This is a genomic window from Dinghuibacter silviterrae, assembly GCF_004366355.1.
Classification (GTDB): Bacteria; Bacteroidota; Bacteroidia; order Chitinophagales; family Chitinophagaceae; genus Dinghuibacter; species Dinghuibacter silviterrae.
Map to the genome: position 1 here is coordinate 12,245 of NZ_SODV01000001.1, position 15,953 is coordinate 28,197.

General features: G+C 51.8%; 20 protein-coding genes. 2 read left to right on the forward strand and 18 right to left on the reverse strand.

Translation table 11 applies throughout. From position 1 onward, the window contains the following. Window positions 1-12: 12 nt before the first annotated feature. Both EDB95_RS00060 and EDB95_RS00065 read right to left on the reverse strand, forming a co-directional pair. Window positions 13-1,269 carry a type II toxin-antitoxin system HipA family toxin gene (locus EDB95_RS00060; RefSeq protein WP_133989356.1) on the reverse strand — a complete coding sequence of 419 codons (1,257 nt, stop codon included), beginning with the start codon at window positions 1,267-1,269 and terminating at the stop codon, window positions 13-15. After that, window positions 1,270-1,575, reverse strand: a complete 306-nt coding sequence (locus EDB95_RS00065; protein WP_133989358.1) for a helix-turn-helix domain-containing protein — start codon at window positions 1,573-1,575, stop codon at window positions 1,270-1,272. Window positions 1,576-1,988: 413 nt separating this feature from the next. Here EDB95_RS00065 and EDB95_RS00070 point away from each other — a divergent pair, with 413 nt between their 5' ends. Next, complete coding sequence (locus EDB95_RS00070; protein WP_133989360.1) at window positions 1,989-3,071, forward strand: flavin monoamine oxidase family protein; 1,083 nt, start codon at window positions 1,989-1,991, stop codon at window positions 3,069-3,071. Between the two features lie 57 nt (window positions 3,072-3,128). On the opposite strand, the gene EDB95_RS00075 is transcribed toward EDB95_RS00070, so the two are convergent. The 4 genes from EDB95_RS00075 to EDB95_RS00090 all read right to left on the reverse strand — a co-directional run bounded on the left by EDB95_RS00075 (window position 3,129) and on the right by EDB95_RS00090 (window position 6,022). Next, window positions 3,129-3,515: an OsmC family protein gene (locus tag EDB95_RS00075; RefSeq protein ID WP_133989362.1), complete on the reverse strand. Its 387-nt coding sequence runs from the start codon at window positions 3,513-3,515 to the stop codon at window positions 3,129-3,131. Between the two features lie 17 nt (window positions 3,516-3,532). Further along, the gene (locus EDB95_RS00080; RefSeq protein WP_133989364.1) at window positions 3,533-4,576 is read right to left on the reverse strand and encodes an NAD(P)-dependent alcohol dehydrogenase; all 1,044 of its coding nucleotides are present in this window, start codon (window positions 4,574-4,576) and stop codon (window positions 3,533-3,535) included. Window positions 4,577-4,587: 11 nt separating this feature from the next. Further along, window positions 4,588-4,875: a hypothetical protein gene (locus EDB95_RS00085; RefSeq protein WP_133989366.1), complete on the reverse strand. Its 288-nt coding sequence runs from the start codon at window positions 4,873-4,875 to the stop codon at window positions 4,588-4,590. Window positions 4,876-4,960: 85 nt separating this feature from the next. Then, window positions 4,961-6,022 carry a flavin monoamine oxidase family protein gene (locus tag EDB95_RS00090; protein WP_133989368.1) on the reverse strand — a complete coding sequence of 354 codons (1,062 nt, stop codon included), beginning with the start codon at window positions 6,020-6,022 and terminating at the stop codon, window positions 4,961-4,963. A 143-nt stretch (window positions 6,023-6,165) separates the two neighbouring features. Here EDB95_RS00090 and EDB95_RS00095 point away from each other — a divergent pair, with 143 nt between their 5' ends. Then, on the forward strand, window positions 6,166-7,068 hold the full coding sequence (locus EDB95_RS00095) for a helix-turn-helix domain-containing protein (protein WP_133989370.1): 903 nt from the start codon (window positions 6,166-6,168) through the stop codon (window positions 7,066-7,068). A 27-nt stretch (window positions 7,069-7,095) separates the two neighbouring features. Here EDB95_RS00095 and EDB95_RS00100 read toward each other — a convergent pair whose 3' ends face one another. From EDB95_RS00100 to EDB95_RS00155, 12 genes are all read right to left on the reverse strand, one after another. After that, a complete protein-coding gene (locus tag EDB95_RS00100; protein ID WP_133989372.1) occupies window positions 7,096-7,884 on the reverse strand; it encodes an AraC family transcriptional regulator in 789 nt (262 codons plus the stop codon). Between the two features lie 95 nt (window positions 7,885-7,979). Then, window positions 7,980-8,222 (reverse strand): 2Fe-2S iron-sulfur cluster-binding protein, encoded by a 243-nt coding sequence (locus EDB95_RS00105; protein WP_246073414.1) that lies wholly within the window; start codon window positions 8,220-8,222, stop codon window positions 7,980-7,982. Window positions 8,223-8,298: 76 nt separating this feature from the next. Beyond that, window positions 8,299-8,760 (reverse strand): hemerythrin domain-containing protein, encoded by a 462-nt coding sequence (locus EDB95_RS00110; protein ID WP_133989376.1) that lies wholly within the window; start codon window positions 8,758-8,760, stop codon window positions 8,299-8,301. Window positions 8,761-8,762: 2 nt separating this feature from the next. Next, entirely contained in the window at window positions 8,763-9,473 is a 711-nt protein-coding gene (ric, locus tag EDB95_RS00115) for an iron-sulfur cluster repair di-iron protein (RefSeq protein WP_133989378.1), read from the reverse strand. A 1-nt stretch (window position 9,474) separates the two neighbouring features. After that, window positions 9,475-9,912, reverse strand: coding sequence for a hypothetical protein (locus EDB95_RS00120; RefSeq protein WP_133989380.1), 438 nt, complete (start codon window positions 9,910-9,912; stop codon window positions 9,475-9,477). Further along, window positions 9,909-10,292, reverse strand: a complete 384-nt coding sequence (locus tag EDB95_RS00125) for a group III truncated hemoglobin (protein ID WP_133989382.1) — start codon at window positions 10,290-10,292, stop codon at window positions 9,909-9,911. Before EDB95_RS00125 ends, EDB95_RS00120 begins: the two co-directional genes overlap by 4 nt. A gap of 3 nt (window positions 10,293-10,295) precedes the next feature. Continuing rightward, window positions 10,296-10,700, reverse strand: coding sequence for a cytochrome C (locus EDB95_RS00130; protein ID WP_133989384.1), 405 nt, complete (start codon window positions 10,698-10,700; stop codon window positions 10,296-10,298). Continuing rightward, entirely contained in the window at window positions 10,697-10,963 is a 267-nt protein-coding gene (locus tag EDB95_RS00135) for a hypothetical protein (RefSeq protein ID WP_133989386.1), read from the reverse strand. Before EDB95_RS00135 ends, EDB95_RS00130 begins: the two co-directional genes overlap by 4 nt. A 6-nt stretch (window positions 10,964-10,969) precedes the next feature. Beyond that, the gene (locus EDB95_RS00140) at window positions 10,970-11,980 is read right to left on the reverse strand and encodes a cytochrome c (RefSeq protein ID WP_133989388.1); all 1,011 of its coding nucleotides are present in this window, start codon (window positions 11,978-11,980) and stop codon (window positions 10,970-10,972) included. A gap of 14 nt (window positions 11,981-11,994) precedes the next feature. After that, complete coding sequence (locus EDB95_RS00145; RefSeq protein WP_246073415.1) at window positions 11,995-14,154, reverse strand: cbb3-type cytochrome c oxidase subunit I; 2,160 nt, start codon at window positions 14,152-14,154, stop codon at window positions 11,995-11,997. Window positions 14,155-14,248: 94 nt separating this feature from the next. Further along, the gene (locus EDB95_RS00150; protein ID WP_133989390.1) at window positions 14,249-14,683 is read right to left on the reverse strand and encodes an RrF2 family transcriptional regulator; all 435 of its coding nucleotides are present in this window, start codon (window positions 14,681-14,683) and stop codon (window positions 14,249-14,251) included. A gap of 319 nt (window positions 14,684-15,002) precedes the next feature. Beyond that, window positions 15,003-15,776: a nuclear transport factor 2 family protein gene (locus tag EDB95_RS00155; protein WP_162852431.1), complete on the reverse strand. Its 774-nt coding sequence runs from the start codon at window positions 15,774-15,776 to the stop codon at window positions 15,003-15,005. Window positions 15,777-15,953: the final 177 nt, after the last annotated feature.

Here is a 15,953-nt window from a genome sequence, read left to right on the forward strand (position 1 = left end):
CTCACCGGCTACTTATTGTTTGAACGCATCCCTCATATTTTCTATTTCCGCCCTGGAAATTCCCAATCCTTGGGCAGTATTTTGCCAACAGCTTACCGCGTCGGTTGCCGCGGCGATAATTTCTTCCCGCCGTCCAACGCTTACCCTAAATTGCTCAGCGACTTCACGCACCAAGTTTATGTCCAGGTCATTACTATGCTCGGAGATATTCAATGTAAGACCAGTTGACCTTGGTACCGGATTAATGTCAAAAGCCGGAGAAAGCCTCCATCCTTTCGATGTAAGCAAAAATCCATGATTCCGTAAGTGATCATCGGTATTACTAACAAGAATATAGAAAACAATCCTCCTCCAAAGCTCTTCCAGATCCCGATCAGGAGCCGCTCCGTGACGTACGATGAATTCTACCAGATGCAAATAGGAGATGCCCACCCCGGCGTCCATACCATCAGAATATCCCAATAGCGTCATCGCCGACGCAAAATGGATACGTTTGTCTCCCACGCGATCAAAGCGTCTGGTCAGGAAGGTGTGATAGGATCGTGAAAAACGTTTTGCATTTCCCTCTGCTATTGAAAGGCCCGCTTTTAAAGCCAACTCATTAACCACCGCCTCCCAAGCGCCGACGTCCCGATCATCATTCCTGCTGGGAAATTTTGCAATCCAAAGGTTGCCGCCGGGGTCTTTAACACTAGCCTTGGGTCTGGCGCCACCAAGAGAAGACCCGGGCGAAATAAGTAAATTAAGCCAATGTGCAAAGTTGGGATCTTCAAGATTATCATTGTCTTCCAGTCTTAAGCTAGCCTCTTCCAATGTCCGTAGCGAGGTAAAAGGAGGAACTGTCATATCCTTTTCGTCGTGCAAGAATGGACCGTCTTCGGACAATCTAAAGCGTAATGCCCCCATCCTATAGAGATCGTATACTCCCAACAGATAATCGCTTTCAAATAACGGACGCACCTTACGATCCTCAATTCTGGCACTAACGGCTTCTCTACGCTGCATCAATACCCTCCCCCATCGATCTGGGGATGAATCCATGAATAGGCCAAAATTGGGTTTGTCGTCTCTTAGGTATTGCGGACCTCCATATAAACCGAGGTCCGGGTCTAATAACAGAGCAAATCCGGATTCAAGCCACTCCCTATTATAAGAAAACGAAAAGACTTCCTTTCCTCTTAACTGCTCGGCTTGAAGAATCCCCAATTTTTGAAGTCCTCCCAGGTCAAGCCAGTCCAAATAAACCTGTATTTGCTTTTGATTCGCCATTTACGTCTTACTTTTCCCGGATAAAAGACCGGCGTCTTGTAATTTTCGGCCTAGCGGATCATTCGCTGCCACAGTTAATAAATCCTTCTCCAGGCCAAGCACGAAAAGCACTTGCAGGTAAGCACTCATAGACACACCAGGTGCCCCTTTCTCAATAAGGCCAAGCGTAGAACGGGCTATACCCGCCCTTTCCGCTAACTGGATAAGTGTCAGGGCACGCCGCTTTCGGGCAAGCTTTATATTCTCACCAAGTTCGGATAGGATGCGCGTTGTCGAAGGCAATAATATTGTTTTCTTTGGCCTCAAATGTCCGTTATTTCATACAAAAATAGGCAAAATGACCGAAATAACAGCCTCGTGGCACAATGTGGCACGTTTATGCCGCCCTGCCTAAGCCTACGGTACTATTAATCAAGTGATAGTGAAACCGCTGATATAGAGAATCTGTGCCACGAACCGCTCGAAATGTTCGAACCAGTTCCCCGACAGGGTACTTCTACTTTAAAGGGTCATCACCTCCAGCGATGACCCTTATTTATTTCGCCTACTGTCAATTACGCATCTCTGTAAATCGCAATTCCAGTCAAAGCTATATCTCAAGGTCGGTCTCCAAGTTCGAACACCCAACTTGCCGACCGCGTTATGTCGCCTCTGAAAATTACCAGCAATTTTCAAAAACGCACATCAATTTCCTTGTCTGCCATCCGCAAATTCGCACTATGGAAAAAGCGAAGCAGATTACAATAATTGGTGCAGGTCTAAGCGGTCTAATGACGGCCTACCTGCTGAAAAAGGCAGGCCTTACCGTTAGGATATTGGAAGCATCGGGCCGTATCGGCGGCCGCGTCCACACCCAGGAAGGAAAGCTGGGCACGCCCCTTGAACTGGGCGCAACATGGTTTTCAGATCAGCACGTTCGATTAACAGCCCTGGTGGCAGGGCTCGGCCTGGCAAAATTTCCGCAATTCAGCGAAGGGGTTTCATTCTTACAGACAGCCAGGTCATTTGAACCGGCCCAGCAAATTCATGTACCTGCCACGAACCGACCGTCCTACCGGATTGCCGGTGGTACGCAGGCGCTTATTGAAGCGCTTATTGCCGCCGTAGGCATAGAAACGGTTGTGCTACATTGTCCGGTGACTCAAGTTGTTGCCACAGCCGATGGGCTGACCGCTTATTCCAGCAATGGCAAATCATTTTTGTCCGACGCTATTGTCACATGCCTGCCACCGCAGTTAGTTGCTTCCAAAATAGTGTTTATCCCGGCGTTGCCCGCCAGCATCCGTGAAATATTGCCTACTGTGCAAACCTGGATGGCAGGATCAGTAAAGTTTACTATTGAGTATAAGGCACATTTTTGGAGGGACCGGCAGTTGTCCGGCATGTTGTACAGTCACGCGGGAACAGTGGTGGAAATGTACGACCATACCAACTATGACGGAGATCGTTTTGGATTCACCGGGTTCCTTAATGCTGACACCAGGACCTACACACAAGAAATAAGAAGAGCGCACGTCCTCCGTCAACTGCAGGAGGCGTTCGGCAACGACGTTCTGGACGCAGTCGCGTACTACGATAAGGTGTGGGATGATGAATATGTACTGTCAGATAATCCCGCGATCAAGCAACCACACCAAAACAATGGGCATCCCTGCTTTCAGCAGGCCTATATGGATGGCCGGTTGTTTTTTAGCGGATCAGAAACTTCGCCGTTGTATGGTGGTTACATGGAGGGCGCTGTGATAGCGGCAGAACGTACAGTGGACCGTATTGTAAAGGGCCGCACTAGCTTATGCCACTGATTTAAAAAGAATGACACGAAGCTAATGCGGCCGAGGTCCATGCGGCGTATACAAAAATCAGGAATAGTGAAAGTGATAAGTCCTTTCGATCCGGCTATCCAGGCTATTTCCTACGTGACACCTGGTCTTCGCCGCCTCCTCCATGATGTCCTTCTGTTCCGGGGAATATTGCCCCTCAAGGAAGATGTCGATCTGCATCTTTCCCACCCTGCTTTTGTCCTCGCTCATCTCCAGCGTGATCGCGCTTCGCGTCAACGTGGTTTTAAACTGCCCCTGATTCGCCGCATAGTCGATCGTACCCAGTAAACAGCTACCATAGGCCGATACCAGCAAGTCCACCGGGGTAAACCGCGTTGCGCTCACTGTTACCGGCTCATTATTCAGCGGTGTTGTCGTCTTAGACGTGTACCCGCCTTCGTACATCGTTTCAATTGTCTTTGCCATTTTTTATTATTTAAATTTTATCCAAGACGAGTCATATCGATGACAAACCGATATTGAACGTCCCCCTTTAATGTCCGCTCAAACGCATCGTTGATATAGTCGGGTGCTATCACCTCTACATCCGCCGTAATATTATGGTCGGCGCAATAATCGAGCATTTCCTGAGTTTCTGCGATTCCGCCGATAAAAGACCCTGCAATCTTTCTCCGCCGGGCGATCAACTGAAAGGCCGCCAGTTGAGGGGCTTCGGGCGGCACTCCCAATAGGATCATCGTACCGTCCTTCTTCAACAGCCCCAAATACGCGTTATAGTCATGCTTTGCAGACACAGCATCAATGAGAAAATCGAACCGGCCGGCCACCGCCTTCAGCTCAGCCACGTCAGACGTGACTACGAAATGGGTAGCGCCCAACGCCAAGGCACTTTCTCTTTTTGATGGCGATCCGCTCAGTACCGTCACCTCCGCCCCAAACGATGCGGCAAACTTTACCGCCATGTGTCCGACTCCACCCAGGCCCAATACAGCGACCTTGTGGCCTTTACCAACATTCCAGTGACGCAGGGGCGAATAGGTCGTAATACCCGCGCAAAGCAGCGGGGCCACCCCTGCCGGAGCCAAAGACTCCGAGACCTTCAACACATATCGTTCGTCCACCACGATTGTATTGGAATACCCCCCTTTCGTCACGGTTCCGTCTTTCAGTCTCGCGTTTTGCGTCGGCGTTATCCCCTTCTCACAGTATTGTTCCTCCCCTTCTTCGCAACTGCTGCAATGTCTGCACGAGTCGAGAAAATAACCCACCCCCACCAAATCGCCGACGCTATGTCTGGCCACCTCCTTTCCGATGGAATGTACGCGTCCTATAATCTCATGTCCCGGCACGAAAGGATATGCCGTCCCGCCGTATTCGTTCTTTGCCTGGTGAATATCGGCATGGCAAACGCCACAGTAAAGAATATCGATCGTCACGTCATTCACGCCGGGATCTTTCCGATCAAACGTGTACGGGCTCAAAGGTGCCGATGGCGCCTGGGCGGCATAGCCTTTTGTTGTAATCATTTGTTTTTTATTTAGGCAACATCGTAAATCCGGACATCCGGGTTGGCCTTAAGGTAGGGCTTTAGCGCTACGACGACGTCATTGGTGAACAGGCCGCTGGACAAATATGCCTGTGCATCCTGAACGGTTTCAAAACCATGTAATACCTGCACATCCTCGTCGCGCACCAGCAGTTCTTTGCTTTCCGCGCCTTTTATCTGCTCCAGGAATGGGGCTTTGTATTTATTGTACACACCGGCCGCATTGCCGCGATCCGCATTGTCCACCTTCAAGGTGATTTCCAAAAAAGCTTTTGCCATTGTATTAAGATTTAAAAGTGACAAGGCAAAGGTCCGATAGACAAGGGCCTCGAAAAATGGGCAAATGGGAGAAGGATTGGTACATTTAAGCAAAAGCGATCCGTTCGGCGACCGAAGTGGCGGCATAGACCGCCCCTTCCATATACCCCGGATCTCTCTGGGCGACTTCCGTGCTGCAGAGAAAAAGTTTTCCATTCATATAAGGCAACTGCAATGACGGATGCCCCTGGTTTTGATGCGGCCGAACCACCACATGGTGCCCCGATACCACCAGGTCATCATTCCAGACCCTATCAAAATACGCGGTCGGCTTGCCGGCTTCCTCCCCCAACAGTACGGTCAACTGGTGCAACACCAGCTCCTGTCGCACCGCCGGCGAATATCCCGCCGCGCTGCCGGCCAGAAATCCCGTAAAACCAAAGCGATCCTCTTGCTTGTTCGTATGATCATACATCTCTGTGATGATTCCCGCATGGCTATAAAGCATACCCGAATATCCCTTTTCCCGCCAAAAGGGCGTAGCGTATTCCAAGACAAACTTAACCGCCCCCGCCATCCACGTCTGCACCTGCGGTAAAACATCCCGCACGGAAGACGGAAGTTCCGGCGAAAAGGCGATAGTCGCCGCCGCCAGCTGCGGCGGTATGCACACCACCACCAGGTGCGCGCCGAATACCTCCCCGCCACAAGTTTCCACGATCAACCCCTCCTCGGCATCCTTGATAGCATTCACCCTCCTATTTATCAAGACCGTCGCACTTCCTAACCGACCGGCCAGGGCATCGATCAACGCTTCGGTTCCCCCCGCGACCCGGTACGACGGAATATCCCCTGCAGGCACATGGAATTGCTGCGCCGGCTCAAAGGATTTCGTCTGGAACAATGAAATTCCCTCCGAAAATTGAGGATATTTTTCCAGACCCAGCTCGTCGAGCAGTCCCGTCAATTGACTGTGCTGGTCAGCAAACCAGGTGGCGCCCAGCTCCAACGGTGTGCCCAGCTTGCCGGCAATCGTCTGGATTCTTCCCCCGAGCCGGGAGGCAGCCTCCAGTATCGTCACATTTAATTTCTCTTTCCTTAACCGATACGCCAGCGTCATCCCGCTCAACCCACCCCCTACGATTACTACTCTTTTAGTCGATTTCATCCCCGCAAGTTGCGGTCTCAGGGCAAATCCGCTACAGTACATATCGGAAAAAAGTCGGTACTTTTCGGCAATTGCTTGATCGCCGATGCGGTACATCAATCCCTAAGACCCGCCATCTACGGCGGAAAACCTAACTTTGTCCTATGGGAAAAACCGTAGTGTCCGAGATACTCGTGGAGTACCACCTCAACCGGCTTCAGCCGGAAAAGCTGCAATTTGCCCTTTTTGACCTGCGGGATTACCTCGCAAATGACGATGGGAAGACCAACCACGCCCACACCCACAGCTACTACCAGATCATCTGGTTCAAGTCCGGCCGGGGAAAGCATTATGTCGACTTTAAGGAATACGACGTCTTCGACAACGCAGTTTTCTTTATTGCCAAAGACCAGGTGCATTACTTTGATGACAACCGCGACTACGACGGCATCCTGATCCACTTCAACGAGTCCTTCCTCGTCCAGCGCGACAACGAGGTAGATTTCTTCCTAAAATGCGGCATGTTCAACAATCCCTACCAGCAGCCATCCTGCTGCATTGGACGGGGCATCGAGCCCATTCTTGAAGAATATATTCAGCAAATTCAGCGCGAACTTGTCAACGCCAGGTCGTTCGGCCAAGACGAGCTGCTCAAGTCTTACCTGAAAGCATTTCTCATACAGGTCCAGCGCAAGAAAAATGAATTTGAAGAAAAACAGGGAAAACAGTCTTTCACGGTCGATGAAAAGCGCCTCCAACTACTCGAATTCATCCACCTGATTGACGCCAACTATACCAAGGGCTTATCTGTGGCGGAATATGCCGGCCTAATGCATATCTCCTCCCGAACCTTATCCGATCTTACCCACCAAACACTCAACAAGACCCCCTCCTTGATGATCCAGGAGCGGATCATCCTCGAAGCCCAGCGGCTTCTGCTTCATTCCAATCTAAATGTCAGCCAGATCGCCTACCGGCTAGGTTTCGACGACCCGTCTTACTTTGTCAAATATTTCAAGAAACACGCGGAGGTCTCCCCCACCGAGTTCCGTAAATCGATCCACTAATCCGCACATAAAGGGCGGCAGATTACATCACACAGGTCGTCTCGCAAAGTCCGATGGCCGGAAATCCGTGTACTGATGAAAAGTATTGCTAAAGGCCGACAAACTATTATACCCCACGGCATAGGCGATCTCGCTCAGCGACATCCTGTCTTTCACGATCAGTTCGAACGCCTTTGCCATCCGCATCGCTTTCAGGTATTGCAAAAAAGACATCTGCACCGTCCGTTGGAAAGTCCGTGACAGGGATCGGCTGCTCATGTTGAACTGGCGCGCAATACTATGAAGCGTATGTTGCTCGTGGAGGTTTTTGCCCATGTAATTGATTATACGGGTCATCTCTTCATCTTCGGTGAAGGGAAGCACCACCGGAACCACTTTTTCGCTGATGGAGGGCAAAATATCCTTGATCGCTTTCAAAAAGCCGAACCTGTTATCTGCCGGCGGGATATGTCTCTCCCAGCCCGCGGTGTACCTGATCATTTGCAGCAGTAGATCGTTCACCGGATAGATCCCCGTATGAACGTAGAATTCATTTTTTTTGTCGTCGGTCGAGTAGTAAAAGATTGACCGCAACACTGTTCCTGAGTGGCCCAACTTCAAAATATGCCCGACGCCCGGAGGCACCCAAAAATAATGCAAGGCCGGGATCACGTAGGTCCGGTCCAGCACGCCCAAATAAGCAAGGCCACCTTCTACGTAAGACAGCTGCCCTTTCAGATGGGTGTGAAAAGGAAAATGTTTCTCCGACCGCTCGTGCATCACGAAGACGGACTTCGGAGATTTGTCGATGTCCGCGAGGGACGACAGCAGGCTCATACCGCAAAAACAGTTACTTGGCCGGAATCATCAAATGTATGGCTCATGATGTACATCAAGCCTCGACCAGATTATTCAGACAAAAAGGGGTAAGATCACTCCTCCCCCAGCACCGTAACCGTCCGCCCATCCAGGTGTTCGTCCACAAGGATCTGGCAGGACAAACGAACACCCTCCCCTTCCGTGCCCGCCTTTGTAAGTGTTGACACCTCATTTCTATCCATCCCGGTAAGGGTCGCCGGATCTCCATCAATGAAGACGCGACAGGTGCCGCAGCGACCCATTCCTCTACATTCCCCGAAACCATCAATATATACCCTGTCGTACAACAATGCCATCAAACTTCGATATTCGCCCGGCCTTGTCTCCAGCAGGAACTCCTCGCTCCCAACCATTACCCGTAAATGAATAGTCTTAACCCCAGAATTCATCTTGATAGTTATCGTCCGCCGGCGTCGTGTGCAACCGGCCCAGGTGCTCACCCACTGCCGACAGTTGTTCCTTGGTCATTTTCTGCTCCAAAAAGGGAAACACCTGGCGTTCCTCAAAACGAATATGTTCATCCACTTGGTCCGCCAGTTCTCGGTAATTTATCTCCGCCTGGACGCCGCTATCATTTATGGCCTGGATCAGATTCCGTATCAGTCCGTGCTGCTGTTTTGCCTCCAGACACAGACTATCAAACCGGTCGCGAAACAACAATAACTCCTCCTCCGCAAAATGATCCTGTAAATTGAATTTCCAAAAATGGAGCACATATTTGCGAATCCGCTCCAGATCGACGTGCTTCGCCAGGCCCTGCCTGATCTTCCAGCAGAACAACAGCCCATAATGGTGCTCTCTCGACAAAGCAATGATATTCGGATCTCGTCTCATGACTAATTATTTTCGGCCATTTGCAATGCCTGCGGGAATAGCAGGTTATTTTCCAGGTGAATATGAAAATGCAGCATCAATTCAAATTCCTTTAACTGCTGGAATGTCAGCCGGTAGGTCTGGCAACCATCGGCCGGAACTGTGTAGTCATTGCTTAACGCGGCAATCTTTCTGAATCGCGCCCCCTCTTCCTCGTGTTCATGGCTCAGTGCGCGAATAGGGTTCTCCACCGATCCAAAGGCCGCCACCGGAGGCTTGCCATTAAGCACCATCTTGCGGATATAGGGGAACAGTACCAACTCCTCCCGCTGCATGTGCATGGCCAGCTCACCGGCGCTCTCTTCGAATAAATCCTTGATCTCGAATAATTCCGGATGGTTCTCTCCATGCACCCGGCAAATCTTATCCAGATGGCCGCGGATAGTATCGCTTTTTCTGGTCGTCTCCCGATGATATTTCTTTTCAATATAATCCGCCAGCAGGTCGATCGGCCATCCCCGGTAATCTAACGCCGAGCCGCCCGATGCCGCGGGCGCTTCCAGCAAATTTGCGAGCGCGATCTCTACGGCCTGCACCTTCTCTTCATCGGCACAAGCCTCGCGCAATGTCTTTTGCCCGTTGCAACAAAAGTCGATCTGGTAATTTTCAAAGATCGCCGCCGCCCGCGCATCCTGTGCGACGAGCTCACCTACCGTACATTGTTGTATGTTCATGTTATATAAGTTTAAAAAGTTCAATTCCACCGGTAATCAAGCATCCCACTTTGACGACTTCCGCAGCGACGAATACCAGGTGCATCGACGACGGCTTGGGTTCCTGACCCGACATATAGGCCAGCGCCCGCGCGTCGAGCGCCGGCAGTAACCAAAACGTCTCAACCACCAGGACAGACGCAGCCATCCAGAGCCATATCGCCCCCTTCCACCATCCAGCCACCCCTGCAAGCCCGCAGGTCATGCACCCGACCAACAAGACCCACTCCACTTTATTGAGCGCTGAGAACACCAGTCGCCCAATACTGAGACCGATGGGCAGCGTCACACCCGGCGCCGTAAATTTCAACCAGGCCTCCAGAAAACTGATCGATACCACCGCGCCGCTCCAAAAGAAGACGATAGCCGCTGCCGCCGCATACAAATTCGATGTTGTCATAAAATAGGCTTTTCCGAATGATTCCGATAATAGACAATCTTGGATAAGAACATCTCCGCCATCTTCGCCGCGCGCCATTTCGCCTCCGTTGCCTTAACCCCTTCGAACAACTCGTCCACCGTGGCGTTCCAAAGCCCCAGCCACACCTCAAAATGCCTGGCCTCCAGTGGCATCCGCGCATGCGGCACGAACGGGCTCCCAAAGTAAGTATGCTCCTCCAACAACACAGTCTGCCAAAACTTCACCATCTTGTCCAGGTGGGCAGGCCAGTCGTCCCGGATCACGCCGATGAAGATCGGACCGATCAAACCGTCTACCCCCACCTTCCCGTAAAATGTATCCACCAATCGTCGAACGTCTTCAATCGATGAGATGTCCATGTACTATTGTTTTAAAGTAAAATAACGTAGCAAATAATAAAGTGCCCATCCCGCGAACCCTACTATGATGATCCATACCCAGCCAGGAATACTCTGCGGCGTCTCGCTGCCGGTGATGATAAACTCCCGCTGATCACCCTTGCCATAGGCGTTTACCATCAATGGCACCACCCCGTCCACAACCGCATTTTCCTTTATCCCTTCCACCAGGATCGCCGGACCATTCCGCACGGTAAATGGAATCTTCCGAATACCTTCCTTGCCACCCGGATCCCGGCTTACAATCTTCAGCACATGCTCCCCATCCGTCAGCTTCCGGGTATCCAGCTCGAAGCTAACCGGCGAAGGTAGCTCCGCAATCGGCCGGTCGCCGTCGTCCAGAAACAGGTAAATCGTGCTGGTGCTCATAGAAAAGCAGGGTTTAAGATGGCGCGTTTAATATGCCCTTCGCTTTTTTCCCCGGGGCGGATCAACCATTTCACGCTGTAGAACAAGGTTAATACTACTACGATAAGCATCGAACATACGATCCAGTAATCCCACTTGCTTTCAGGCCCACCGCCGTGTACGATACCCCGCAAAATTTTGGGCTGATTCCGCTCACACAGCGGGCAGGCCACAGACGCAGCTGCGTTAAAGACCGCGATCCCGAATAGAATAATCTTTCTCATGATAAATCATTTATTGTTGTTCAAATTGACCACGCTCAATATAGCCTTGATCTGCTCCGGCGTAACCTTGGGCGCATTGTTGCCCCAGCTGGACCGCTCATAGTTCATGATCGCGGTCACCTCGTGCTCGGTAAATCCGGCATTGGTACCCACCGGGGGCATCGTCCCGAATCCCGGCCGGCCATTGTACCCGTGCATGATAATATCCGCATACTTCTGCAAATCGGTGCCATTCACCACCGAACTGCCTTTGAGTGGCGGGAACGCGCCCGGTAAACCCTCACCATTCGCCTGGTGGCAGCTCTGGCAATTTGCGGTGAATAGCTCTTTGCCATCCGGTTCCTGCGAACCTCCCGAGCCGCCGCCTCTGGCCGCGGATGCTTCCCGCTTATACAAGAAGGCTGGCGCCGTCGTGCCGTCCGGCAGTTTGATCTGCTTCAACGATTGCAGGTAGGCCACCAGACATAACGCGTCCTGTGTCGCCACGACCTTGCCGCCCTGGTCGTCCCGAAACTCCGCGGGCACGTTTACAACCTTATCACCCGCAGTTGGGTTTGTCTTTGTCATGAACAGCCACGGATACGCCGGCATGATCGACTCCTTCACTACAATGCGCGGATTATACAAATGCGCCAGGTGCCAGTCAATGCTCGGCTGCCGATCGCCGATGTCCGTGAGGTCCGGGCCCGTCCGTTCCGTCCCCATGAGGGTCGCCGTGTTCCGCCAGAAATCGGTACGTTTGTTCACCGCATAATCGGCAGCCAGGCTCGGCCGGTTTCCCCAAACCTTGTCCATTTCTACTTCCCGTACCTGCTGTGTATGACAGGCCACACATCCATTGGCGATGAAGAGCTGCTTTCCCCGCGCCGCTTCAGGCGATAATCCGTACCATCCCGGCAGGGGCTTATTATTTTTTTGGTTATACAAGGCAGGCAGGACCGCCACTACCAGCGTCAAGATGCCAAAGAACAAAAAGGCCGTCGTAAAAAGTTTCTTATGATTATCGAACCATTCCATATTCCAATATTGTTTTATTCGGCCACAGAAATGCCCGCCGCCTTCTCCAGCCTGCGGATCGCCTCCTCCCGTACATCCACCTCCTTCACCGGCCTGATCATCCGGTACATGTTGTAGGCAAAGAACAAATGAGACAGCCACATCATGCTCCCGCCGATCGCCCGCCATAACCAATAGGGACCCATGAATACCACGCCCTCGATGAACGGTTTTCCCGACATCCACAAAAACCCTTTCAGTGTCGCCCCATACATCAGCGGCACCGTATAGAACAGCAAGCCGAGTAACGCCAGCCAAAAATGCGCGCCGATGGTCAGCTGTGGCGCCTCCTGGCGCGTCAACCTGGGCACCAGCGCATAAGATGCTGCCCATATTAAGAAGGAGATAATGCCGTACATCGTCAGGTGCGAGTGCGCAACCGTAAAGTCCGTAAAATGCCACATTAGGTTAGTCCCCCGAAAAGCCTCCGCCGTACCCTGCATCGACCCCGTGAAGTAGAAGATCACCCCCGTCAAGAAGAACGGTAGGGTATAGCTATCCCGCAGCTTATACCAGCCGCCTCGGAACGTCATCAGAAAATTCGTCGTCCCCGCCACCACCGGTATGATCATGCCCACGCTGCCCACGATGGCAATGGTCTGCAACCACCAGGGGATAGCGCTAAAAACAAAGTGGTGCGTCCCTATCGTCGTATAAAAAAGGATCTGTGTCCAGAAGGCGAGGATACCCAGGCTATAGGAGTAGATCGGCCTGTTCAGCTGTTGCGGCAGGAAATAATACACGATCCCCAGTGTAAACAACATAAACCACATCCCCACCGCCTGGTGCATATAATAGCCCTGCACGATCGTCTCGCCCAGGCCATCCTGCCAGAAGGGAAGATAAGCCACCAGCGAGATCACGATCAGGTACATCAGTGCCGAGACGATATACCAGTTCGACAGATAAATCTCTCCCGTTTTCCGTTTGGCAATCGTGCGCAGGAAATTCGTGAGCGTCAGTGTCAGCGCTATGGCGAACAACAATTGCACCGGCCAGATATACTCCCGGTATTCCCCGCCGCCGTTGTTGATGCCGCCCATCAGACAGAGCGTCCCCAGCAGCACCTGCGCGTTGATCAACCACAGGGACCACCACCCTAGCTTCAAACTCGCCAGCGGTGTATTGCTCACCCGCGGGACGATATAATTACCGAGCCCTAACATCCCCAGCGACGCCCATCCCCAAAAAACCATATTCGTATGGACCGGCCGCAGTCGCCCGAAACTAAGCCAGCTCAAATGATCCGCATCCGGCGCCACAAACTTGATCCCGAGGTATTCGCCGACCGACGTCCCCAGCAACAGCCAAAAAGCCGCGGAACCAAGGTACCACAGGATCATCCGCGACAATCCCGCATCTACCTCGGGCCGGAGGGGCGCCTTTCGTTTCCGCGCAACCACCGGTGTGATCACCCTCGGGTCTACCCGCAGCAGCCCACGGTCATCAACCGCGGCCCTATCCCCGGCGAGCTCGCTTGGTGACAGTTGGTATTCCAGCGCCGCTTTTCTCGCCGCGAGTTCCGAATCCATATCGTCCGAAGCCGATGTCTCCAAAAATTCCGCGAGGTCTTCGGCTGAATCCAACTTGTCGGCATCCTGTTGCGCCCGGGCGGTACGGCGCGCCTTGAAAGCCAGGACCAGGATACCCAGGAGCACGGGCACCATCAGCAGGATCACGGTAACCAGGACGCCTGTGTGACTCAGCAACGTCCCGGCGCCCGGCTTCGAATCCTGCCCAAATGCTTCCCTTCCCCGCATCATCAGTACCAGGATCAACAGATACATCGGCAGCCTCGACCGGCGGTGTTCCCTCACCTGTCTCGCCTTTAAAATCCGCCCGATCTGTTCCTTTGACAAACCCGTCATCAGCTCCCTTATCCTTAATCCTTTGTCCTTTGACTTATGCTCCTGCCAGCTTTCCCGCAGCCGGCCGACCTGGTACTTCAGGATCAGCGAACCCGCGAGCATTGCAACAAGGATCAGCATAACCAGCAATACCCAGGACTCCCACGACCCGAACCGAAAAGAATAGGGCCGCCCATCGGAGGGAATATCGTCCGCCAGACAGGCCAACGCCGGCAGCAAACCCGCCAGCACGAAACCCACCCTTCTGAAAATAGTTTTTGGAGACATATTTGAAGATATTAATACCTTTTTATCTTTTATTGAAAGCCACCGATCAATCCGAACTTCGCCGATCCGCTCTTTTCCCTGCACGGCTTCTGCCCTACTTCCGTTTGAGGAACAACTGGTGTTCATCCAGCTTCGCAGTGAACTCCCCGATCCGCGAGTTTTCCAGCATTGCCCCGATCTCCTGCCGGATCTTCTTAAACTCCTCGTGGATCGGGCAGGGATGCGCCTCGGAACATTGCCGTAGACCCAACCCGCAGCCGGTGAACAATTGGTCGCCGTCCAACATCCGTACAATCTTCGCCAGGGTACATTCCCGGCCCTTGTCGTCCAGGTAGAAACCGCCATTCGGTCCCTTGACCGACTGCACCACCCCTTTGCGGCCAAGCTCCTGCATGATCTTCGCGATAAAATGCTCGGGCGAATCAATCCCCGCGGCAATCTCCCTGATCCCTACCCTTGCGCCGTTCTTAGAATGCTGCGCAATAAAGATCATAGCCCGGATGCCGTATTCACAAGTTCTCGAAAACATCCCAGCAAAGATAATCGCCATTCAGGAATAAAAGACATTTTTATCCTTTATTTTTTCCCCGCTCTTACCCGGCCATGTCCCGCAGATCACGTTACTCGTTCAAAGAACAATTTTGGATCGTCTGCTCCACACTGCCGGTGGTTGTTTGACATCCCTCCGGCGCCTATTCACAACCCAAAATTACCCTCCAATTCACCCAACCACAAGCCCATATCGTACATTGGCCATGTTACAGCAAAAGATGGCCGGTTTCATCAAATCCTTCCTAAAAGCTTTGATTTTCCTGATAGACCCGTATACATGGTTGGGGACTTCGAAACTACCGGTGACGTACAGGCTCCCCTTGGCCGGCGCGCAGTGTCTTGAAGACGTGAGCGGTGTCGTTGTATTCGCGAGCAAGTTTGACCTTCGCACCTTCGAATTCGAAGTATATATGGTAAAGATTGTTATAAGGTATCCCCTCGACCGTCCTGGCGAAACATTCGAGCTGGACGGTGACCTTGTTATTTTCAGCGACCATCTGACCGATCTTGAATTTGATCGGGCCGTCGAGACGCGATAGGATCCATTTGAGCCCCTCAGCAAAAGCGGGCATTTCCGTCGTTTCCCGTAACGTTGGAAACCAGTACGTTGCGTCATCATGGAATAGCGCAACGGCTCCGGCTACGTCACCCACCGAGAAGCAACTGAGGAACTGCCGCACGCTTTGCTTGTTGTTCTCCAGGATCGTCTCCTGATTCGCGCTTTTTTCCTTGTTCTTGATCACAATCAATTTGACAATCTTGTCATCCTTAACAGTAAAGAAATAGTCCAAATAGGTTGGGTCCGGCGCTTTCGATTTATCGTAATTCCCGTCTGTCAGAGCGGTAATGAGAAAATCACCATAATGCTCGATGATCTTATCCGCTTCGAAAGTCACTTTCGGTGCGATCATTTCTTTATCGCTCCAATTCCTGATCTGCTCTTTCCCCCGGAAATTCCTGGCAAAATCGTTGACCAGGGCATCCTCGGCAAAAGTGTCGATGAAAGCCTGGCTGTCGTGGGCATTAGCGGCTTTGATGAAGTCTTTGATGATGGAAGGTAAATGTGTCATACAATTTGGTTTTGTATTCTTATTATTCCAATGGTGTGCCATTAAATAAGTGATTGATTTATATTTACTTGAGTGATTTTTTTCGACTTAATATTGTTTTTATTTCGATAATTATCGATATTCATAGTGATATGTCGACACTGGAAGCAGTAACGCAATTTTTGCACGACGATCTAC

Coding starts and splice junctions, on each gene's coding strand:
- EDB95_RS00060 (WP_133989356.1), bottom strand. CDS start 1,269: ATGGCGAATCAAAAGCAAATACAGGTTTATTTGGACTGGCTTGACCTG.
- EDB95_RS00070 (WP_133989360.1), top strand. CDS start 1,989: ATGGAAAAAGCGAAGCAGATTACAATAATTGGTGCAGGTCTAAGCGGT.
- EDB95_RS00075 (WP_133989362.1), bottom strand. CDS start 3,515: ATGGCAAAGACAATTGAAACGATGTACGAAGGCGGGTACACGTCTAAG.
- EDB95_RS00080 (WP_133989364.1), bottom strand. CDS start 4,576: ATGATTACAACAAAAGGCTATGCCGCCCAGGCGCCATCGGCACCTTTG.
- EDB95_RS00085 (WP_133989366.1), bottom strand. CDS start 4,875: ATGGCAAAAGCTTTTTTGGAAATCACCTTGAAGGTGGACAATGCGGAT.
- EDB95_RS00090 (WP_133989368.1), bottom strand. CDS start 6,022: ATGAAATCGACTAAAAGAGTAGTAATCGTAGGGGGTGGGTTGAGCGGG.
- EDB95_RS00095 (WP_133989370.1), top strand. CDS start 6,166: ATGGGAAAAACCGTAGTGTCCGAGATACTCGTGGAGTACCACCTCAAC.
- EDB95_RS00100 (WP_133989372.1), bottom strand. CDS start 7,884: ATGAGCCTGCTGTCGTCCCTCGCGGACATCGACAAATCTCCGAAGTCC.
- EDB95_RS00105 (WP_246073414.1), bottom strand. CDS start 8,222: ATGGCATTGTTGTACGACAGGGTATATATTGATGGTTTCGGGGAATGT.
- EDB95_RS00110 (WP_133989376.1), bottom strand. CDS start 8,760: ATGAGACGAGATCCGAATATCATTGCTTTGTCGAGAGAGCACCATTAT.
- ric (WP_133989378.1), bottom strand. CDS start 9,473: ATGAACATACAACAATGTACGGTAGGTGAGCTCGTCGCACAGGATGCG.
- EDB95_RS00120 (WP_133989380.1), bottom strand. CDS start 9,912: ATGACAACATCGAATTTGTATGCGGCGGCAGCGGCTATCGTCTTCTTT.
- EDB95_RS00125 (WP_133989382.1), bottom strand. CDS start 10,292: ATGGACATCTCATCGATTGAAGACGTTCGACGATTGGTGGATACATTT.
- EDB95_RS00130 (WP_133989384.1), bottom strand. CDS start 10,700: ATGAGCACCAGCACGATTTACCTGTTTCTGGACGACGGCGACCGGCCG.
- EDB95_RS00135 (WP_133989386.1), bottom strand. CDS start 10,963: ATGAGAAAGATTATTCTATTCGGGATCGCGGTCTTTAACGCAGCTGCG.
- EDB95_RS00140 (WP_133989388.1), bottom strand. CDS start 11,980: ATGGAATGGTTCGATAATCATAAGAAACTTTTTACGACGGCCTTTTTG.
- EDB95_RS00145 (WP_246073415.1), bottom strand. CDS start 14,154: ATGTCTCCAAAAACTATTTTCAGAAGGGTGGGTTTCGTGCTGGCGGGT.
- EDB95_RS00150 (WP_133989390.1), bottom strand. CDS start 14,683: ATGTTTTCGAGAACTTGTGAATACGGCATCCGGGCTATGATCTTTATT.
- EDB95_RS00155 (WP_162852431.1), bottom strand. CDS start 15,776: ATGACACATTTACCTTCCATCATCAAAGACTTCATCAAAGCCGCTAAT.